We start from the raw sequence: 20,645 nt of genomic DNA, 5'->3' as shown, positions 1-20,645 counted from the left end.
TCGGGATCTGGTTGGGACGGTACCTTTAATGGGAACCTAATGCCGAGTAGCGATTATTGGTTCACCGTGGAATATGTTGAACCAACAACAAACGAACCTAAAGAATTTAAAGCCCATTTTACTTTAAAGAGATAGAGGTAAGAGTATATGCAAAAAAAGCCAGAGTTTTAACTCTGGCTTTTTTATTTATAATGTCCCGTCCTAAAATAAGTTGACTTATTATGAGAGATAAAGCGTAATCAAGGGCTAAACTTATACAAAGTGATTACAACTTAGGTTTTGAACAAGCTGTTGTATTCCAAGTTGAAAAAGACGAACAGAACCTATAAACAAGTTCATCAAGTAATCTATAGAAGCTTATAACAGTAAAAGACCAAAGACCGCATTTGAGCCTTAATGTGAAAACACCTAGTTTGTATATACAATAAAAAAACCTGTGAAACTAGCTTCACAGGTTTTTTTCTATTTTATTAAAAATTGTCAACCTATTTTAGTACTACTCAATAATATTTTTTTAGATATTAAAAGCGAATGTTAAAATGAAATCATTAAACTTTGAAGCTATTTCAGCAGAGTCTGTTAAGCCAACAGTATACAACTGATAGTTAATATCTCTTTGAGAATGACTAAAGGCTAAGTCTAAATTAAAATTACCAAAACTATAACCAAGGCCTAAAGAATACCTATCAAGGTCTCCATAAAATGAATCATCCTTGTAAGGACTTTCTTCAAAACGGTATCCACCTCTAAAACTTAAAGCTTTATAGCGGTATTCACCACCTAATCCGTATGAAATAGAAGAACCTAAAGTATTATTGATTTGATAATTTAAATCTGAAAAATAAAGATCAGAGCTAGGTTTAAATTTTGTATTACTATAATCTTTCAGTGAGTAATCAAAGCTTAATAGACCTTGTTTCCCAAAAACATAAGCTATACTCCCAGTGAGTTTTCCAGGTGTTTTTAGTTTGTATTCCTCATACACATTAATAACATTAGGATTAACAATTTGGGTCATATTTGTACCTCCTTCAATTCTAGTTGTAGCTAGATATTGAGATGTCTCATCCGAAATTCTGTACCAAGTAGGTGAGTTGTATGATATACCAAGTCTTAATTCGTCTGTAAGTTTAGCTATACTTCCAAGTTGAAAAGAAAAACCACTACCTGTTGTAAGTAAATTATTTTCAAAATTTACATTAGTAACAGTAGAGTTAACATTAGAGTTTGACTCCGTGAAATAAGTGCTACGTTCATAATTTATGAAATGAGAATTTAAATTTAATCCAAAGAAAACCTTGTCACCATAACTTGTAGCAAAGTTAAATGCTAATTTACCATTGTAACCTCTAGAGGCATAAGCGTAACTTTGATTAAAATTATTGCCATTGAGGTCAATACTTGAGGAATATGCAGTGTTTTCATCTATATCTTCAGCAGGATTTAGAATGTAGCCTTCGTAACCTAAAAAAGCTTGTTGATTACCATATCCGTAAAAAGCTCCAATTTCATTATAAGCCTCAGATATTGTTTCTCCTGGAAAAGCAGATATTTCATCCAAACGAAGTCCTTGTACATAATCCATAAAATAATTCCCGATAGTGTTTCCTGGGTTTACTCCACTAGCAAACCACTCATCATCAAAGTCAGATGTAGTATCATATGCAACTCCTAAAGTGAATTTTTTCCAAGGTGAATTTATGTCAGTATTGTTAAATACAAATGTAGCACCAAGCTGATTTAAATCTATATTGGTATCTGAGGTAGAATTTGTCCCTCCAAAATAATAGGTATCATTATTGGCATTAAACACACCTAATGATAACGAGGCATGACTATTGTTAAAAATAGCAGAGCCAGCAGGATTGATATTAACGGCAGACATATCACCACCTAGAGCGCCAAAGGCACCTCCCATAGCTTTAAATCTTGCTGTACCTTGAATTTCATCATTTGAATATCTAACAGCATCAGTAATGTCTTGTGCTAAAATTAAGGATGTGCTTAGCAACCCTACGCAGAGCATAAGTGATTTTTTCATAAGTAATTTTTTTAATGTGAAAATTAATTTTTATCCTCTTCCACCCCTTCTGCTACCGCCAGAAGAGCCTCCTCTTGATGATGACCCAGAAGATCTAGAACCGCCTGAAGATCTTACACTGCCTGAAGACCTTGATGAACTTCTTGAAGAAGAAGATCTTACAGAGCCTGAAGATCTAGTACTACCTCCAGATCTCATAGTTGATGATCTAGAAGATCTGCTTGTTGCTGGTCTTGTAATCCTACTCGATCTTGACGTGGAAGAAGAACTTCTTCTCATAGTAGAAGAACTAGATCTTAAACTTCTTGAATTTGAACTTCTAGATAGTCTTGATGAATTTGATAATCTACGAGTAGAATAATCTCTTCTAGATACAGCAGCATTGCTTCTTGTGCTTCTGCTCAAGTTATTGTTGTAAAGTAGTGAGCCTCTTCTTCCTGTACTGTAAGCATATCTATTATAACCTCTGTAATAAGGATTGTTCCAGCCGTAATTGTAAAAGCCACCATAATAGCCCCAATTATTCCAACCATAGCCGTAATAACCTCCATATAACCAAGGGTCATTCCATCCCCAACCATAATTCCAACGCCAGTTATTCCATCCCCAAGGTCTTCCCCAACCCCAAGCATAACTACCGTTCCATAACCAAGGATCATTCCAGCCGTACCATCCGCCATACCAGCCATTGTCAATATAATTGATGGTCACTGAACTATTGTTTTGTCCCCATCCTCCATAAGCAACTCTCTGTTGCGTACTATCTTGTTCAGTGTAGTTACCTTCATAGCCATCAATGTCAGTGAAAATTTCACCATCTTGATTTATAGCGTCAATCTCGGCAGAGTTTTCGGCAAAATAATTTTTATAATAATTAGAATCATTAGTGGAAGTCGTGGCTACTGGTTCTTCTACTTCAGTGTTGTAATTGTATTCTTCACTAGAGTATATACCATCATTGTCGTACCCTGCATATTGAAAGGAACCACATGAAGTTAACACAGCCGTTAGACCAAGTGCAACAAAAAATGGCAATTTTTGATTTAAAAAAGTATTAAATTGCATATCTCATTTATTTTATTGTTGAACATTACAAAAATAGTTAGTTTTGCTGAACTATTTTTTTATTTAACATAAGCACAACATCTGTGCCAAAACACGGTAAATGAGTAAAAATCTTACAAGTAGAGCAGAAGATTATTCCAAATGGTATAATGAATTGGTTGTAAAGGCCGATTTAGCTGAAAATTCGGCTGTTAGAGGATGTATGGTTATTAAACCTTATGGCTATGCTATTTGGGAGAAAATGCAGGCTGAATTAGACCGAATGTTTAAAGAAACAGGTCATCAAAATGCCTATTTTCCATTATTTGTACCAAAAAGTCTTTTTGAAGCTGAAGAAAAGAACGCTGAAGGTTTTGCTAAAGAATGTGCTGTTGTGACACATTACAGGTTACAAAACGATCCTGATAATGAAGGTAAGTTAAGGGTAGATCCAGAGGCTAAACTCGAAGAAGAATTAGTTGTAAGACCAACAAGTGAAGCTATAATTTGGAATACCTATAAAGGTTGGATTCAAAGTTATAGAGACTTACCTATATTAATAAATCAGTGGGCTAATGTTGTTAGATGGGAAATGCGTACGCGTTTATTTTTAAGAACAGCAGAGTTTTTATGGCAAGAAGGACATACTGCTCATGCAACAGAATCTGAAGCGCTACAAGAAGCAGAACAAATGAATAATGTTTACGCGGATTTTGCAGAGAACTTTATGGCAATTCCTGTGATTAAAGGAGTGAAAACAGAAAGCGAACGTTTTGCTGGTGCCGTAGAAACTTACTGTATAGAAGCGCTTATGCAAGATGGAAAAGCTTTACAGGCTGGTACATCACACTTTTTAGGTCAGAATTTTGCTAAAGCGTTTGATGTTAAGTTTACTAATAACGAAGGCAAGTTAGATTATGTTTGGGCAACTTCTTGGGGTGTTTCAACACGATTAATGGGAGCTTTAATCATGACACATAGTGATGATAAAGGTTTAGTACTACCACCAAATCTAGCTCCATTTCAAGTGGTTATTGTTCCTATATATAAGAATGACGAACAATTTGATTTAATTTCAGAAAAAGCAAATTCAATAATAAACGAATTGAAAGCTCTAAACATCAGTTGTAAGTTTGATAATAGAACAACACATAGACCAGGAGCTAAGTTTGCTCAGCATGAATTACAAGGTGTGCCTCTAAGGATTGCTATTGGACCTAAAGATTTAGAAAATGAAACTGTAGAATTAGCAAGACGAGATACACTTACAAAATCTATAGTTGAAATTTCAAATCTTTCAGAGACCATAAAGGATCTTTTATCTCAAATTCAAGATGAATTATTTAATAAAGCTCTAGATTTTAGAAATACACATATTACTGAAGTAGATAGTTTTGAAGATTTCAAGACCGTATTAGAAACTAAGACAGGTTTTATTTCTGCTCATTGGGATGGTACTGCAGAGACGGAACAAAAGATAAAAGAGCTTACTAAAGCAACCATACGTTGTATACCAATGGACAGCAAAATAGAGGAAGGTAACTGTGTTTATAGTGGTAAACCATCTACTAAACGAGTGCTCTTTGCAAAGGCGTATTAAAATTTTTTAAAAAAAAATTAATTTGTTGTTGCAACATTTAAAAATAGTTGTATTTTTGCATCCGCAATGGAAACGTTGTAGGTTCATTTAAATAAATAAGTAACCAAATGGCCCGTTCGTCTATCGGCTAGGACGCCAGGTTTTCATCCTGGTAAGAGGGGTTCGATTCCCCTACGGGCTACAATTTTTAATAAGAAAGAATAAAAATGGCAAATCATAAGTCAGCTTTAAAAAGAATTAGAAGTAACGATAAAAAGCGTGTGTTAAACAGATACCAACACAAGACTACTCGTAACGCTATAAAAAAATTACGTGAGATTACTGATGCTAAAGAAGCTCAGAAAATGTTGCCTTCAGTTATCAGTATGGTTGATAAGTTAGCTAAGAAGAATATTATTCATTCTAACAAAGCAGGTAACTTAAAGTCTCAGTTAACTAAACATGTAGCTGCTTTATAATAGCAATTCTTACTAAGATATTTAGAAAGTCTTTCCTTTTTGGAAAGACTTTTTTTGTTAAGCTATTTTGCTCTTTTAAAAAGCAATATCAATAATAGAAATAAGACTATTCCTGTTATCCAATATACACTATAAGATTTTGTATTAATTTCAATTGGAAATGTATTTCCAATTAAAACTAATCCAGCCCAATACTGATGAGATATTGCTTAAGGGGTGAAAAAAATTAAAGCATTAATTCTAGTATTTAGGCGAGGCGTTTAAGATACAGTTGACCACTATAGTCTAGCATATATAATAGAATACCTAGAAAAATTACTTAATCTGCGTAGTATATACTAATAAAGTAAAACTAAAACAATTTCTAAGTTTCTCAGAATTTAAGTTCAACTGAAAAAATGATTATTTAATCTATTAATGTGTTTTTTTTGAGTTTTTGACTCTAAAATATTTTAATTTTGATATTACGTATTTTTGACGTTAAAGCCCTAAATATTAGAGTGTAGGAAATAGAATTAAAGATGTTTTTGTTAAGTTTTAAAGACAATAATATTTTTAAAATGGTTTCTTTGTGTTCTGGACTTCTTTTTATTTGAATCAAAGGGTTTTGTCGATTTTAGTTAGGTTAAGTAAAAGAAATTAATCTGTTTAAGCATTATTTAATAACATCAAAAGCTATAAAGTGATTTTTGAAAACCCCTTTTTATCACAAAGTTTCAAATCAATTTGGTTAAAGCATTTTAACAGTAATAATGATTCAATTAAGTCTTTTGATTGTATATCTAATGTCGAGTTTCTAAAACATAATAACTGGCCTATTCATGTAAATGTTGGTGAAACGCTTACTAAGGGTATGGACTATGCATTAGCTTTAAATAACAAGTCTTGTCTCAATGGTGAAACTTTATTGATATATGACGTACCAACATATTTTAATGTTAATAGTTCAAATTTAGGTCCTAATATAGGATTGCTAAAATCTAAACAATATCCAGGTTTTTTAATTGAAACAGGAAATTATAGTAGTCTCGATGACTATATGCAACATAATTTTAGTAAAAGTAGTAGGAATAAAAACAGAAAATATAAAAGACGTTTAGAAACTGCTTTTAACATAAAATACAAAATGTGGTGTGGTGAAATCACTAAGTCAGAACATGATTCAATCTTCAAACATTTTAAAAGGCTTTTAATTAAACGTTTTGACGATAAACAAATAACAAATGATGTTCTAGGCTCAGAAAAATGGGCTTTTTATCATGATGTATCATATTCATTGATTTTAGAGAAAAAAGCATCACTTTTCGTTATTTATGATAACGACCAACCAATAGGTGTTACGCTTTGCTTTTTTTCTGAAGATATTTTATTTGATGCTGTTACGGTTTTTGATATAGACTACTTTAAGTTTCACCTAGGAGCAGTTACTATTATGAAATTAATAGAATGGTGTATAGATAATGGTATAAAAACTTTTGATTTTTCAAAAGGTTATTACGAATACAAAACAAGATGGTGTACAAAAACCTATGATTTTGAATACCATATTTTTTATGACACTTCTTCTTTAAAATCTAAATTTATAGCAAAGTGGGTTAAACATTTTTATGATGTTAAGCAAAAGCTAAGAGACAAAAAACTCAATGACCGACTACACAAAGTTACATACAGAATAAAGCATAAAGAACAAAAGGAGGAAAGTGAGAAAGCTAAGTATAGTTTTATTGATTGTGAAGATGTAAAAGCGTTAGGTAAATTTATAGCTATTGATTATGAGAAAAGTGAAAATCAAGCTCTAAGATTAATGCTTTTTGAGTATTTGTATTTGTATGAAGAAAATTATAATGACCTCAAGATCTTTAAATATCAAGATCAAAATAAAAAGTACTTAATTACAGGAAGTAAAACATCTGTGATAGCGTCAATAAACGACTAATTAAATTTTTTAAAAAGTGTTATTTAATTCCCTTCAGTTTTTAATATTCCTTCCTATAGTCTACATGCTATATTGGTTTGTATTTAAGAAGAATCTTAAGTTTCAAAACTTGTTAGTGATAGTGGCAAGCTATGTGTTTTATGGTTGGTGGGACTGGCGTTTTTTGTTTCTTATAGCATTTAGTACTTTTTTAGATTTTTATGTAGGACAAAAAATATATAAATATCTTAATGACAAAAAGAAAGCTAAATATTGGTTATGGTTAAGTGTTGCCTGCAATGTAGGTTTACTAGGTTTTTTTAAATATTATAACTTTTTTGTAGATTCATTTATAGATATGTTTAGTGCTTTTGGTTATGAGATAAAGAGTACTTGGACATTACGAATAATACTTCCAGTAGGTATTTCTTTTTATACGTTTCAGACCATGTCTTATTCGTTTGATATTTATTATAAAAAATTAAAGCCTACCGACAACTTTATATCTTTTGCAGCCTTTGTAGCTTTCTTTCCTCAATTGGTTGCAGGTCCTATAGAGCGAGCTTCTAATTTATTAAATCAAATTAATAATAAGCGTGTATTTAAGTATGAACAAGCAGTTTCTGGTTTAAAGCTTATTTTGTGGGGTTTTTTCAAAAAGCTAGTAATTGCAGATTCTCTAGCACCAATTGTTGATGATATTTTTGCTAATTATTCCAACTATCCTGCTTCAACATTAATTTTAGGTGTGTGTTTGTTTAGCTTTCAAGTTTATGGAGATTTTAGTGGTTATACAGATATTGCTATAGGTACAGCGAAGCTATTTGGGATAGAGTTAATGTCTAACTTTAAATTTCCAAACTTTTCTAGAAATATTGCAGAATATTGGCAACGATGGCACATATCGTTATCCACTTGGTTTAGGCACTATCTCTACATTCCCATGGGAGGTTCTAGAGTGAGTAAGCTAAAATCTGTTCGAAATATAGTAGTAATATTTCTCGTTAGTGGTCTATGGCATGGAGCTAATTGGACGTTTGTCATTTGGGGAGCTATTCACGCTTTATTATATATACCTGTTTTTTTAATGGGAAGAAATAGACTCTATGCAGATAATGTTATTGCACAAAATACTTGGCTACCCAATCCTAAAGAAATTATACAGGTTATTATAACATTTCTATTGGTAACCTTTTCTAGAATATTTTTTAGATCACCATCCATAAGTGATGCGTTTGATTACATTAATCAGATAATTAATAATTTTACTTATGAAAGCTATGTGCATCCTATGGGTTATAGAATGTTAGATTTCTATATTCTGATAGCAATGTTTACAGTTTACGAGTATCTCATTAGAAAAGATGAACGTAATCCTTTCAAGTTTAAGTATCCATTGGTAAGATTGCTTATTTACGCATTAGTAATTTTAAGTATGCTCTTGTTTTATGATGATGGAGTTAATAGATCATTCATTTATTTTCAATTTTAAATCGGATGAAAAAGTTTATAATAAAATCAGGAATTTATATTGTACTAATACTTCTAATTATAGAGATAATAGTACGAGTGTTTCATTTGTATACTGAAGATCCACCTCGTTTTATCGATGAGTATGGAGTAGAAAAACGTGTTCCTGGTAATACAGGCTATACCGTTTTTGGAAATAGAAACCAAAGTTATTCAAGGTTTAGTATCAATGAATCTGGCTTTAACTCTCACCGAGAATTTAATCCAACTAATGACAAATGTGAAATAGCTATAATAGGAGATTCTTTTATTGAAGGTTTTCATCAAGATTTTGATGATTCTACAGGTAAAAAACTTGAAGATAAATTAGGTAATTGTGAAGTCTATGAGTATGGTTACTCAGGTTATGATTTAGCAAATCAGATGCACTTGATACATGCTTATAAAGAGCAATTTGATTTAATTGATGAAGTGGTCATCTATCTTAACTATGATAGTGATTTGGATAGAGGCGTTTATGAACCAAATTATGATAGAATTAAAATGTTGAAATCCACTCCTTTTAAAATAAGGGATAACATTAAGATTTTAGCTTATGGTTCTAAAATAGGAATTTTGGAACCTCTAAAGCGTTTAGTTAGTGGTAAAGCTTTTGAAGAACCAGAAAATGGTTACCAGACTAATGAAATAGAGACTACGGATGATGAAAAAGAAAAAGCTTTAGATCTTCAAAAATTATCTAATTTTAAAAGCCTAGTTAAGCTTTATGGATTTAATAAGTCTAAAACATCGTTTTTGTTAGATTCTAGAAAAACCAGTAAACGGTTTTTAGAGTATTGCAGAAACAATGGTATCAATTATATTGATTTTGCAGATAATTTCAAAAAATCAAAAAAGGCTACAACTTTGATATATGATTGGCATTGGAATAATCACGGCAGAGATATTATAGCATCTACAATTGCGGACTACATGAAAGCTAAAAAGGAAAAGGTTTCAAAATGAAGACAAAAACTATAAATTTTGTTACTCAGCTTTTTGCTAAAAGAGATATTCCATATATCTATTCTAATATTTACAACAAAGTAAGTGGTGAATATATCTATGAAAATAATATTGAAATTGAACCACTTGAAGATGTATTTATTGTAGAAGATTTACCTCATTATCTGAAGATAGAGGAGGTTGAAAAACCTAAAAATTTTCATTCATATAAATTTAAACAATATCCTGGGTTTAGAATTGATTTCAAAGATGTAAAGAGTTTGTCAGGTTATTTAAGTGAGCGTTTTGGCAAATCCAGTAGATATAAATTACGAAGAGAACAACGTAAGTTAGAGCATTGTTTTGACATAAGTTATAAAATGTATTATGGTGAAATGCCGAAGGATGAATATGACTTTGTTTTTGATGAATTCTATAAATTACTTGAAGTAAGGTCAATAGAAAAAGGTATTACAGGCAATGCAAACCTTAAATATAAGGATGATTATTATAAGTGTGTTCATGACATGATTCTTAATAAGGATGCTTCCTTTTTTGTGATTTATAATGGTAAAAATCCAATAGATATTTGCCTTAATTTTCATGTGAAAAACACTATTTTTCAGTATATCAGAACTTATGATATTGCCTATTCTAAGTTCAATACAGGTTATACAGATTTAATGAAGCAAATCGAATGGTGTATTGCCAACAATGTAGATAGTATTAGTTTTTCCAAAGGGCCTTACTATTGGAAACAGCGATGGTGTAATACTGTTTATGATTATGACTATGAAGTGTTTTACAATACAAAATCTTTCAAGGCTATATTTTGCGCTACAAAGTTTAAGTTGATAAAAAATCTTAAGCAAATTACTCGTGAGTTAGGTGTTATTGAAAAATATCATGCTTGGAAAGAAGAAAAACGAAAAGCAAGCTTACCAGAACCAACTTATAAAACAGAAATTTTAGAGTCTCAAGAACTTGATTTTTCAACAATAGAACTTATAGATTTCACAAAAGAAGAGTTTAGTGATTTAAGAAGGCTCACCTATGAGTTTTTGTATGCTTCAGATGAAAAAGAAAAGGATATCAAAGTATATAAAGACAAAGTAAATAAGGACACTTTTTTTGTTTTAGGAAGTAGTAACCAAGCAAAGATTACTTTATAAATTATTGCACTACCTTTGTAAATAAATTTAAACTAAATGCACAAAGCAGGTTTTGTAAATATTATAGGTAATCCTAATGTTGGTAAATCTACCTTGATGAATGCCTTTATAGGTGAAAAACTATCAATCATCACTTCAAAAGCACAAACTACAAGGCATAGGATTTTAGGTATTGTTAATGGAGATGATTTTCAGGTTATTTTAAGTGATACACCAGGAATAATAAAACCAGCTTATGAATTGCAAGAATCCATGATGGATTTTGTAAAGTCTGCTTTTGAAGATGCAGATGTACTAATTTATATGGTAGAAATTGGTGAAAAAGAACTAAAAGACGAAGCCTTTTTTAAGAAAATAACCAATTCTAAAATTCCAGTTCTTTTACTATTAAATAAGATAGATAATTCTAATCAAGAGCAATTAGAAGAACAAGCAGAATTATGGCAACAAAAAGTACCTAATGCTGAGTTTTATCCTATTTCTGCATTAAATGGCTTTAATGTTCAAAATGTGTTTGATAGAATTATAGAGCTTTTACCAGAGTCACCACCGTTTTATCCTAAAGATCAACTCACTGATAAACCTGAACGTTTTTTTGTTAATGAAGCCATCAGAGAAAAAATTCTAATGCATTATAAGAAAGAAATTCCCTATGCTGTAGAAGTAGATACGGAAGAGTTTTTTGAAGAAGAGAATATCATTAGAATGCGTTCAGTAATTATGGTCGAAAGAGATACTCAAAAAGGTATTATTATAGGTCACAAAGGTTCTGCATTAAAACGAGTAGGAGTAGAAGCTCGTAAAGACTTAGAGAAATTCTTTGGGAAACAAGTACATTTAGAGCTTTACGTAAAAGTGAATAAAAATTGGAGAAGTAACCAAAACCAACTGAAGCGTTTTGGCTATAATCAACGATAGGCTCTAAGCGTTTCTTTCATAAAACCATGTAATTCGTACATTTCTGGCTTTCCTTTAGATCGTCCGATTCTTCCGGCAAAATAAAGCACAAACCAAAAGGCTACCATTAGTAGCATTAAAAAAAGCTGAATGGCAAAACTTTCTTTAAGTGAAATGTTAGTATATAGCCATATTCCGAATGCTATAAAAAGTCCGGCAACAACAAAATGTAAAAACATAAACATAGTCCACACTGTCGGGTTAGGTCCAAAAAGCCCATGAACCGTTGAGGAGTGTTCGCCGTTTTCATTAATTTCTAAATGTAGTTGAGGCGACCAAAAATGCTGCTTGTGTTTTGGAAATTTTAGAAATACATGGTCGTCAACACGAGTAACAATGAATTCAGTTTGATTGTTTTTCTCAACTTCAAAACCAGCTAGGAGTTGTTCGTTAGGAGCATTGACTTCAAACTTAAAACGCGGTCTTAAAACTACTTCATTAGATAAAGCCATAGTGTAGCATGTTAGAAGTTTTTATTTTAAGATAAGAAACTCACAACGTCTGTTTATAGAGAATTCAATCTCAGTACAGTTATCACCACAAGGTACAAGTGGTTGGCTTTCACCATAACCTTTAGAGGTTAGTCGAGCTCTATTAATACCATTTTCTACAAGATACTCTAAAGTTGCTCTAGCTCTCTTTTCAGATAAGTCCATGTTGAACTCATATCCTGCTCTAGAATCAGTATGGGCACCAAGTTGAATTTCCATACGTGGGTATTTTTTCAACAAAGCAACAAGTACATCTAGTGTTTTGGCAGCTTGTGGTTTTATATCCCATTTAGCAAAATCGAAATATATATTTTCAAGTTGAATGAAGGTATTTCCTTTGTCATCATCCGTGACAATTTCTTCTGCATCTTTATAAGATTCAATTTCAAGCTCTATATTAAACTCTATATTACCACTGTCGTTAGTATTGAAAAATTGAATTTCAGGAATATATTTAGGTTGAAAGCCTTCAATAGAATAACTTCTGTTAGGTCTTGTTTCTAGCTTGTATTTAGCATCGTCTCCAACGACCATTTCAGCAACCACATTGCCATCTTCATCAAATAGTGTCACTGTAGTATTTGGTAGTAAGTTGCCGGTAACTTTGTCTGTTACAAGACCCTCAATATAATATGTTCTATTTGTTGGTATGCGGTTAAAAGAGTAGATGTTGTCATTACCATCTCTATTAGAGGACATAAATCCTTTGTTTATGGAGTCTGTAACAACAAAAGCAAAATCGTCATACGAGCTATTAATGGTTTCACCTAAATTGAGTGCATCTAAAAATTCACCGTCTTTTTTTGAACTAGCATATAAGTCTAAACCTCCAAAACCAAACCTCCCATTTGAAGCAAAATATAGTGTACTGTCTTTAACTATAAAAGGAAATTGTTCTCTACGGTCAGTATTAACAGACGCTCCAAGATTAACAGGCTCTCCAAAAGAACCGTCTTCGGTAATATCTACATAGTATATATCAAACGAACCAATAGAACTAGGCATATCACTAGAAAAGTAAAGTTTACTCTCGTCACTGTTTAATGCTGGATGCATGGTGGAGTAAAATTCACTGGCAAAAGATACTGGTTTTGCCTCAGCCCATTCATTGTTGATTAATTCTGATTTGAATATGCTTACTACAGCTACTTTATTAGAATCAATTTCTACACGTTTATCTAGATTTCTAGAGAAGTAAACCGTTTTACCATCCTTGGTGAAAACCGCATTACTTTCGTGCTGTTTTTTTGTGTTTATTGATGATGGTAAGGCTTTAATACTATCGAGTTTGGTTGAATCTTTTTCAGAGAATTGAGATTCGTAAATATCTAGATATGGCTTTTTATTCCATTTGTAATCTGGGTTATCCGCATTGTGTGTAGACGCAAAAATAATTTTATCACCATATATGGTTGCACCAAAATTAGAACCACTTATATCGCTGGTGATATTGTAAAGTTGGTAGTCAAAAGGAACAACCTTTCTTAATTTTTCTAATTGTGCTTTAGTATCCAATGAATCTTTTAAATACTTTGTAGAGATTTCATCTGCTAGGTCATACTTTTTTGTACCTCTTAAAACATCAAAGAATTTAAAATAGAATGTTTTTGAAATTTTTTTATCAAGACTGTAGTCATTGTAGACTTTTTGATAGGCTTTGTAAGCTTTATCAAATTGAGAGTTGTAATAATAACAATCTCCTAATTTTTCATAAACTTCGGCTGATTTTGGGAGTTGTGAGTAAATTTCAGCAGCCTTAACATAAGCTCTATTATTATATAGATTGTCTGCTTTACGGAGTGATTGGGAGAAGCTAAAAAAACCGCTTGCTAAAACTATTAATAAGATATGTAGTCTAAAATTTCTCATATAATTTTACTAGAAAAATCTTGGGGATTTATCATATCCTTTTCCTAATCTATTGATGTTAAATAGTAACATTATTTCGTGTGAACCATTATTGAATCTTCCTAAATTAGAAATAGTATGATCATATGCATAACCAATTTTAATTGAAGGAGAAACTGTAAGATTCACTAGCCCACTGAAAGAATCGGTAAAACGATAAGCGGCACCAAATTCAACTTTATTTTTTATAAGAACATTTGTTGTTAAATCGAAAGATATGGGAGCTCCACTAACTTGCTTAGCCATAAAGGCAGGTTTTAGTTTATAATTTTCACCCAAATTAAAAACATAGCCACCTGTAAAAAAGAGATGGATTTTTTCAGCACCTTGAGTAACGACTCCGCTATTCTGATCCATATGCTTAGACTCTAATAAATTTGGAGCTGAAAAACCCACATAGTAGTTGTCTGTAAAATAAAATAAACCGGCACCTACATTAGGAAACGTTCTGCTGATATTTTCTGCAAACGCAGGATCAAATGAAGGGTCTGAATATACAAAACCATCAAAATTTGTATTAAAGAAAGTTGCGCCAGCTTTAATTCCAAACGAAAGTTTTGAAGTTTCACTTACAGGTAATACATAGGCAATGTCAACAAAAGCATTTGTTTGTTTTACCACACCATCACCAACTTCATCATGAATTATGGATATACCACCTTCTAAGCGGTCGGTAATAGTTGAGTGTGCAAATAAGCTTGCTGTATTTGGTCCTCCTACAGCACCAACCCATTGAGAACGGTAGAGGAGTCCCAAATTAATATTATCTTCATCATCAATAGCGTATGCAGGATTTATGACACTCATATTATACATATATTGTGTATAATGTGGGTCTTGCTGAGCATAGGAAATTGTTCCTATTGCTAGAAGTAATCCAAAAACATAGTATTTCGCTACTCTTTTAATCATTTAAATTTGTGTCATTATCTATTAAGATAAACTCTTCCTTGTACAGCTTCCTTTTCACCATCATTAAATTCTAAAATATAAAAATAAACTCCTGCAGGTAATGGTTTGCTGTTATTTTTTGAGGTTCCGTCCCATTTAGGTGTATTTATATTGCCTTCATAAATTAAATTACCATATCTATTAAAAATGGTCAGTTTAAAGTTAGGGTAAAGATCCTCTATGTATAAGATGTCAAACACATCATTAACATTGTCATTATTAGGCGAAAAACCATCAGGAATAAGTAGGTCTCCAATACAAGAAATCAAACTCACAGTAACCGCTAATCTTGTTTGGCTTTCACAACCTTCAATTGTTAGTATAGACGCATAATATGTTTCACCATCAACTAACAATGTTGAAGAGTCATAAATGTTTCCATTTACAGGTGCATTATACCATACTATAATTTCATCATCTATAATATTAGTAGATAAGTTTGCTATAGTAGGATTTTCATCTAGACAAAATTCATATCCTCCACTTATGATTTGAGGTGTTGGTGGATCAATAATTAGAAATTTAAGACTTTCTATATTCTGAGTGTCTGCGCTACAATTTTGCCCAGCAATGAACAATTGAAGTATCGCAAGATCATTAGGACCTGCATTAGGTATTAAATTTGAAGGGACAATAAATGAACCTTCTCCATTTGTAATAGTTATGGTTACCGAGTTTATAGCTGAGTTACTATCTGTGATTTCATAAACTATAGTATAATCTCCATCAGCTAATTGGGTAGCTCCAACAATATTAACTTCTAGAGATTCACCTAAACAGATTCTATCCAGTGAACTCATCCTAAGTCCTGAAGCGTCTGGTATATCATTAATGTTTACTGTTACCGTAGCACTTGCTGTTAAATTACATTGAGAAGATGTTACATTATACGTATAATTACCAGGTGTATCAATGGTAGGATCGAAAACACCTGTGCCACTTGCTAGAGCAGGAGACCAAGTTCCTCCAGTTTCGGCCAAAGGACCTAAGCTATCAAATAAATCAACAGGATTTGTGTCATCTATACATATATCAACAATGGCATCTACACCAGCATTTGGAGCAGGTAATACCGTTACGGCTATTTGTGCTGAAGCAGGAGGGCAGGTTGAGCTTGGATTAAAAACTGTATAAGTATAAACACCTGAAGTATCAAGACTAGGATCAAAAATACCTGTACCACTTGTAAGGGTTGGTGACCAAGTGCCTCCTGTTTGTGGTGTGCCACCTAAACTGTTAAATAAATCTACAGGCATGTCGTTGCTACATAATTCTAAAGTACTGTTATTACCAGCATCATTAGGATCAGAAAATCCAACAGTAACAGTTGCAGAACTGTCTCCACAAGATGAAGTTACAGTATACGTATAAATGCCAGCTAAATCTATTGTAGGATCAAAAACTCCCGTACCACTCGCCAAAGTAGGTGACCATGTACCTCCTGTGTGAGGCGTTCCTAAAAGTATGTCAAATAAGTCTATGGTAGAAACATCTCCTGTACAGAAAAATATAGCACTATCATTACCTGCATCAGCTGTTTGCCCAATAGTAACTGTTACGGTTGCAGAATCATCAGGACAAAGCGATGATGAACCACTAGAAACTGTGTAAGTATAAGTTCCAGCAGTATCTATAGAAGGGTCAAAAATACCTGTGCCACTACTCAAAGTTGGCGACCAAGTTCCTCCAACTTGTGGTGTGCCTCCAAGAACGGTGAATAAATCTACAGAAGTATCATCTTCACATAAGTTTATAGAAGCATCATCTCCAGCATCATTCAAATTAGAAAGCGAAACAGTTACCGTAGCTGAGCTAGTACCACAACTATTGCTTACAGCATAAGTGTATGTACCTTCAGGATCAGTATTTGGATCGAAAACACCAGTACCACTTGCTAAAGCAGGTGACCAAGTTCCTCCAGATTGAGGTGAGCCAGTTAAACTATTAAATAAGTCAACGGTGTTTGTAGCGTTACATAAGTTGAGTGTAGCATCGCCTCCTGCATCAGGTAAAGATATAATGTTTACAGTTACAGTAGCAGAATCATCTGGACATAATGAAGTGCTGCTTGAAATGGTATAAGTATATGTACCTGCAGTATCAAGGTTTGGGTCAAAAACTCCAGTTCCACTAGCTAAAGCGGGAGACCAGGTTCCTCCGACTTGAGGTGTTCCTCCTAAACTATCGAATAAGTTTACAGGTAAATCATTAGCACATAATTCAACAGTACCATTCTCACCAGCATCATTTACGTTTGTATTAGACACTGTTACACTTGCTGAACTTGATCCACAAGAATTTGTAACTGTGTAGGTATATATTCCTTCTGAATCATTATTAGGATCAAAAACTCCTGTTCCGCTAATTAAAGCTGGTGACCAAGTACCATCAGTTTCAGGAGTTCCTGTGAGACTATTAAAAAGATCTACCGGATCTGTAGCTCCACAAAGGTTCAGTGTTCCGTCACCTCCTGCATTAGGCTCAGTTAAGATAGTTACAGTTATAGTTGCTGAATCATCAGGACAAAGCGTTGCAATATTTGATACTGTATAGGTGTAAACACCATCACTATCTATACTAGGATCAAAAAGGCCTGTGCCACTGTTTAGCGTCGGCGACCAAGAACCACCAACCTGAGGAGTACCTCCTAAAACGCTAAATAGGTCTATTGTAGGATCATTTTCGCAAATATCTAATGTTGCATTTTCACCTGCATCATTTTCATCAGTTAAAGAAACCGTAACATTTGCCGAACTTGTACCACAAGAATTGGTGACTGTATAAGTATAGATGCCTTCAGGATCAACATTAGGATCAAAAATACCAGTTCCACTTGCTAATACAGGAGACCAAGTTCCTCCAGAATCAGGAGTGCCAGCTAAGCTATTGAATAAATCTACAATATTAGAGCTGTTACAAAGATTTAAAGTACCATCATTTCCGGCATTTGGTTCTAATAATACAGAAACAATCACTGTTGCAGAATCATCAGGACAAAGAGAAGCACTATTAGAAACTGTGTAAGTGTATGTACCAGCACTATCTATACTAGGATCAAAAATTCCAGTTCCACTAGCTAAAGCTGGAGACCAAGTTCCTTCAGTATCAGGAGTATCGTTCAAGCTGTTAAATAAATCTATTGGAGGATCGTTTTCACATAGTTCGGCTACTCCATTACTTCCTGCATTATTAGCATCATTTACAGTTACTGTAACTGAGGCAGAAACATCACCGCATACAGCAGAGGTTAAGGTGTAGGTATAAGTACCTTCTGGATCAATATTAGGATCAAAAACACCAGTTCCACTTGCTAGAGCAGGAGACCATGTTCCGCCTACATCAGGCGTACCACCAAGGTTGTTGAATAAGTCTATTGTATTATCAAGGCTACACAAATTCACGGTGCTATTATTTCCAGCATTTGGAGGAGTTTCAATTGTGACGATAACAATTGCAGAATCATCATCACAGGTTCCACCAGGTGAAGTTGTGTATGTGTAAGTTCCAGCAGAATCAACATTAGGATTAAAAACACCAGTTCCACTTGTTAGAGCAGGCGACCAAGTTCCTCCAGAGTCAGGAGTACCACCAAGACTATTGAATAAATCTACAGGCGCATCTGTTGTACATAAAGTTATAGCTCCATTTTCACCAGCCTCCATAAAAGGTGTTACGTTTATGGTAACTGTTGCTGTTGCATCAGGACAAGGTGAAGTTCCTGTGATGGTATAAGTGTAAACACCATCAGGATCGATATTAGGATCAAAAATACCAGTTCCACTTGCTAGAGCAGGCGACCAAGTTCCGCCAGAGTCTGGAGTGCCACCAAGACTATTGAACAAATCTACAAGACCATTATCATCACAGATGTTCAATGTACCATCTAGACCAGCATTTGGTTCTTGAATAATTAAAACTTCAACTGTTGATGAAGCATCAGGACAAGGACTTGTTCCAGCTATTGAATAGGTGTAAATTCCAGGAGAATCAATTGTTGGATCAAAAACACCAGTTCCACTTGCTAATGCAGGCGACCAAGTTCCACCTGTATCTGGTGCCCCTCCTAAAGAAGAAAACAAATCGACAGAAGAATTGTCATTGCTACACAATTCTAAGATGTTATCAATACCAGTATCAGGTAAATTATTTACTGTAACTGTAACTGTTGCTGATGAATCTGGACAAGAACCACTTCCTGTAAAAGAATAGGTGTAAGTTCCAGCTGAGTCAACTAGTGGGTCAAAAATTCCTGTGCCACTTGCTAAAGTAGGAGACCAAGTTCCGCCAATATCAGGTGTGCCGTTGAGACTGTTAAATAAGTCAATTGTTCCATCGCTGTCACAGATTATGATACTTCCATCTTCACCTGCATCATTAAAAGGAGTTACTGTAACATTTACTGTAGCTGTAGCATCTGTACATGGTGGAGTAGCGCTTACAGTGTATGTGTATAATCCAGGCGCGTCAACACTAGGATCAAAAATACCAGTTCCACTTGCTAGAGCAGGAGACCAAGTTCCACCTACTTCAGGGTTACCACCTAAATTTTCAAATAAATCAATTGAGGTATCAGTACTACACAATTCTACAGAACTGTCAGTTCCAGCGGTAGGTTGTTCGTAAGTAGTTATGGTAATTGTTGAAGATTCGTTAGGACAAGTATTATTAGATAATACGGTATATGTATAAACTCCATCTGGATCTACGTTGGGATCAAAAACACCAGTTCCACTTGCAAGGGCAGGAGACCAAGTTCCGCCAGAATCAGGTGAACCACCAAGTAAAGTGAATAAATCTACAGGAGTGTTAGTGTCAGCATCGCATAAGTCTAGTATCCCGTCAATTCCAGGATCTGGTCCAGTTTCTAAAAGTACTAAAACTCCTAATCTACCGATACTTTCACAAGGAGGATCTAAAGTAGTGGCGTAATAAGTCTGGCCATTTACTAAAGGAGTAGTAGTTGGTAACGGTAAAGCAGAAAACAGTGAAATATACCAATTGTTAGTTCCGCTAGCGACTAAGTCTCCAACGGTTGGTATATTGCCTGAAGATGAACAGAAATATTGAATAGGGTCACCAGTTGGTATAGGTGTAAAACCTACGTTTACTAAAACCGTAAGTCTAGATGTTCTACAACCAGTATCAGGATTTAGTTGATCTGCATAATATAAAGTATTGTCAGTAAGTACAGTTGTGTCTGGTAGAGGTAATCCGCCAGAAGGAGTTAAGTACCATTGTACATCATTACCTACAGCAACTAAGTCGGCAACAGTTGCTAAAGTCGGATCGTCAAGACATACTCCTTGGAAGTTTTGCCCTGTTGGAGGACCATATATAACTACATCAACCCGTTGTCTAGCACCACAACTACCAGTGTTATCATCGGCATAATAATCTTCACCACTAACTAAGCTTTGAGAGTTTAATAAAGGAGTTGTAGATGTTGCAGTCTCGTACCAAACAATCCCACCACCATTATCAATAGCTTCTAAGTCTCCAACCAAAATAGATTCTACATCACAGAATGATTGCAAACTATTAACCACTGTTGGGCATTGTGCCGTTGAGGTTGATAGTCCGTAGGTTAGATATAAGGTTAGTATAAATACTAGCTTAAAATAACTTTTAAAACTTTGCGGTTTGGCTTTCATTAA

At 33.7% G+C, this 20,645-nt stretch carries 14 protein-coding genes and 1 tRNA gene; 9 read left to right on the top strand and 6 right to left on the bottom strand.

The window, feature by feature from the left end; genetic code table 11:
• Positions 1-135 (top strand): T9SS type B sorting domain-containing protein (locus QGM60_RS10950; RefSeq protein ID WP_281138805.1); only part of this gene is annotated, 135 nt, incomplete at its 5' end.
• A gap of 379 nt (positions 136-514) precedes the next feature.
• On the opposite strand, the gene QGM60_RS10945 is transcribed toward QGM60_RS10950, so the two are convergent.
• Positions 515-2,041 (bottom strand): outer membrane protein transport protein, encoded by a 1,527-nt coding sequence (locus tag QGM60_RS10945; protein ID WP_281140280.1) that lies wholly within the window; start codon positions 2,039-2,041, stop codon positions 515-517.
• 30 nt (positions 2,042-2,071) lie between these two features.
• A complete protein-coding gene (locus QGM60_RS10940) occupies positions 2,072-3,106 on the bottom strand; it encodes a hypothetical protein (protein WP_281140279.1) in 1,035 nt (344 codons plus the stop codon).
• 100 nt (positions 3,107-3,206) lie between these two features.
• Here QGM60_RS10940 and proS point away from each other — a divergent pair, with 100 nt between their 5' ends.
• The 8 genes from proS to era all read left to right on the top strand — a co-directional run bounded on the left by proS (position 3,207) and on the right by era (position 11,602).
• Entirely contained in the window at positions 3,207-4,685 is a 1,479-nt protein-coding gene (proS, locus tag QGM60_RS10935) for a proline--tRNA ligase (protein WP_281140278.1), read from the top strand.
• A 109-nt stretch (positions 4,686-4,794) separates the two neighbouring features.
• A tRNA-Glu gene (locus QGM60_RS10930) sits at positions 4,795-4,866 on the top strand.
• A gap of 25 nt (positions 4,867-4,891) precedes the next feature.
• A complete protein-coding gene (gene rpsT / locus QGM60_RS10925; protein WP_281140277.1) occupies positions 4,892-5,143 on the top strand; it encodes a 30S ribosomal protein S20 in 252 nt (83 codons plus the stop codon).
• 682 nt (positions 5,144-5,825) lie between these two features.
• Entirely contained in the window at positions 5,826-7,079 is a 1,254-nt protein-coding gene (locus QGM60_RS10920; RefSeq protein ID WP_281140276.1) for a GNAT family N-acetyltransferase, read from the top strand.
• A gap of 115 nt (positions 7,080-7,194) precedes the next feature.
• Entirely contained in the window at positions 7,195-8,550 is a 1,356-nt protein-coding gene (locus tag QGM60_RS10915; RefSeq protein ID WP_348634905.1) for an MBOAT family O-acyltransferase, read from the top strand.
• Between the two features lie 5 nt (positions 8,551-8,555).
• On the top strand, positions 8,556-9,533 hold the full coding sequence (locus tag QGM60_RS10910; RefSeq protein WP_281140274.1) for a hypothetical protein: 978 nt from the start codon (positions 8,556-8,558) through the stop codon (positions 9,531-9,533).
• Positions 9,530-10,684: a GNAT family N-acetyltransferase gene (locus QGM60_RS10905; protein WP_281140273.1), complete on the top strand. Its 1,155-nt coding sequence runs from the start codon at positions 9,530-9,532 to the stop codon at positions 10,682-10,684. The genes QGM60_RS10910 and QGM60_RS10905 overlap by 4 nt, the downstream gene beginning before the upstream one ends.
• 36 nt (positions 10,685-10,720) lie before the next feature.
• On the top strand, positions 10,721-11,602 hold the full coding sequence (gene era, locus QGM60_RS10900) for a GTPase Era (protein ID WP_281140272.1): 882 nt from the start codon (positions 10,721-10,723) through the stop codon (positions 11,600-11,602).
• Here era and QGM60_RS10895 read toward each other — a convergent pair.
• Genes QGM60_RS10895 through QGM60_RS10880 form a run of 4 tightly spaced genes read right to left on the bottom strand, consistent with a single transcriptional unit; the run spans position 11,593 to position 20,642 of the window.
• The gene (locus QGM60_RS10895) at positions 11,593-12,093 is read right to left on the bottom strand and encodes a GTP-binding protein (protein WP_281140271.1); all 501 of its coding nucleotides are present in this window, start codon (positions 12,091-12,093) and stop codon (positions 11,593-11,595) included. The two genes, era and QGM60_RS10895, sit on opposite strands and share 10 nt — an antisense overlap.
• 21 nt (positions 12,094-12,114) lie before the next feature.
• Positions 12,115-14,001: an OmpA family protein gene (locus tag QGM60_RS10890; RefSeq protein WP_281140270.1), complete on the bottom strand. Its 1,887-nt coding sequence runs from the start codon at positions 13,999-14,001 to the stop codon at positions 12,115-12,117.
• A gap of 9 nt (positions 14,002-14,010) precedes the next feature.
• Positions 14,011-14,952, bottom strand: coding sequence for a type IX secretion system membrane protein PorP/SprF (locus QGM60_RS10885; RefSeq protein WP_281140269.1), 942 nt, complete (start codon positions 14,950-14,952; stop codon positions 14,011-14,013).
• A gap of 14 nt (positions 14,953-14,966) precedes the next feature.
• Positions 14,967-20,642 carry a gliding motility-associated C-terminal domain-containing protein gene (locus QGM60_RS10880; RefSeq protein ID WP_281140268.1) on the bottom strand — a complete coding sequence of 1,892 codons (5,676 nt, stop codon included), beginning with the start codon at positions 20,640-20,642 and terminating at the stop codon, positions 14,967-14,969.
• Positions 20,643-20,645: the final 3 nt, after the last annotated feature.

Origin of the sequence: Winogradskyella sp. SYSU M77433 (genome assembly GCF_029911945.1) — a bacterium.
Taxonomy (GTDB): domain Bacteria; phylum Bacteroidota; class Bacteroidia; order Flavobacteriales; family Flavobacteriaceae; genus Winogradskyella.
This window is presented reverse-complemented; position numbering and strand designations above follow the sequence as displayed.

Bases quoted from the DNA above. Each gene is read 5' to 3' on its own strand.
- QGM60_RS10910 (WP_281140274.1), top strand. From the start codon at position 8,556: ATGAAAAAGTTTATAATAAAATCAGGAATTTATATTGTACTAATACTT.
- proS (WP_281140278.1), top strand. From the start codon at position 3,207: ATGAGTAAAAATCTTACAAGTAGAGCAGAAGATTATTCCAAATGGTAT.
- QGM60_RS10895 (WP_281140271.1), bottom strand. From the start codon at position 12,093: ATGGCTTTATCTAATGAAGTAGTTTTAAGACCGCGTTTTAAGTTTGAA.
- rpsT (WP_281140277.1), top strand. From the start codon at position 4,892: ATGGCAAATCATAAGTCAGCTTTAAAAAGAATTAGAAGTAACGATAAA.
- QGM60_RS10885 (WP_281140269.1), bottom strand. From the start codon at position 14,952: ATGATTAAAAGAGTAGCGAAATACTATGTTTTTGGATTACTTCTAGCA.
- QGM60_RS10940 (WP_281140279.1), bottom strand. From the start codon at position 3,106: ATGCAATTTAATACTTTTTTAAATCAAAAATTGCCATTTTTTGTTGCA.
- QGM60_RS10905 (WP_281140273.1), top strand. From the start codon at position 9,530: ATGAAGACAAAAACTATAAATTTTGTTACTCAGCTTTTTGCTAAAAGA.
- era (WP_281140272.1), top strand. From the start codon at position 10,721: ATGCACAAAGCAGGTTTTGTAAATATTATAGGTAATCCTAATGTTGGT.
- QGM60_RS10945 (WP_281140280.1), bottom strand. From the start codon at position 2,041: ATGAAAAAATCACTTATGCTCTGCGTAGGGTTGCTAAGCACATCCTTA.
- QGM60_RS10890 (WP_281140270.1), bottom strand. From the start codon at position 14,001: ATGAGAAATTTTAGACTACATATCTTATTAATAGTTTTAGCAAGCGGT.
- QGM60_RS10880 (WP_281140268.1), bottom strand. From the start codon at position 20,642: ATGAAAGCCAAACCGCAAAGTTTTAAAAGTTATTTTAAGCTAGTATTT.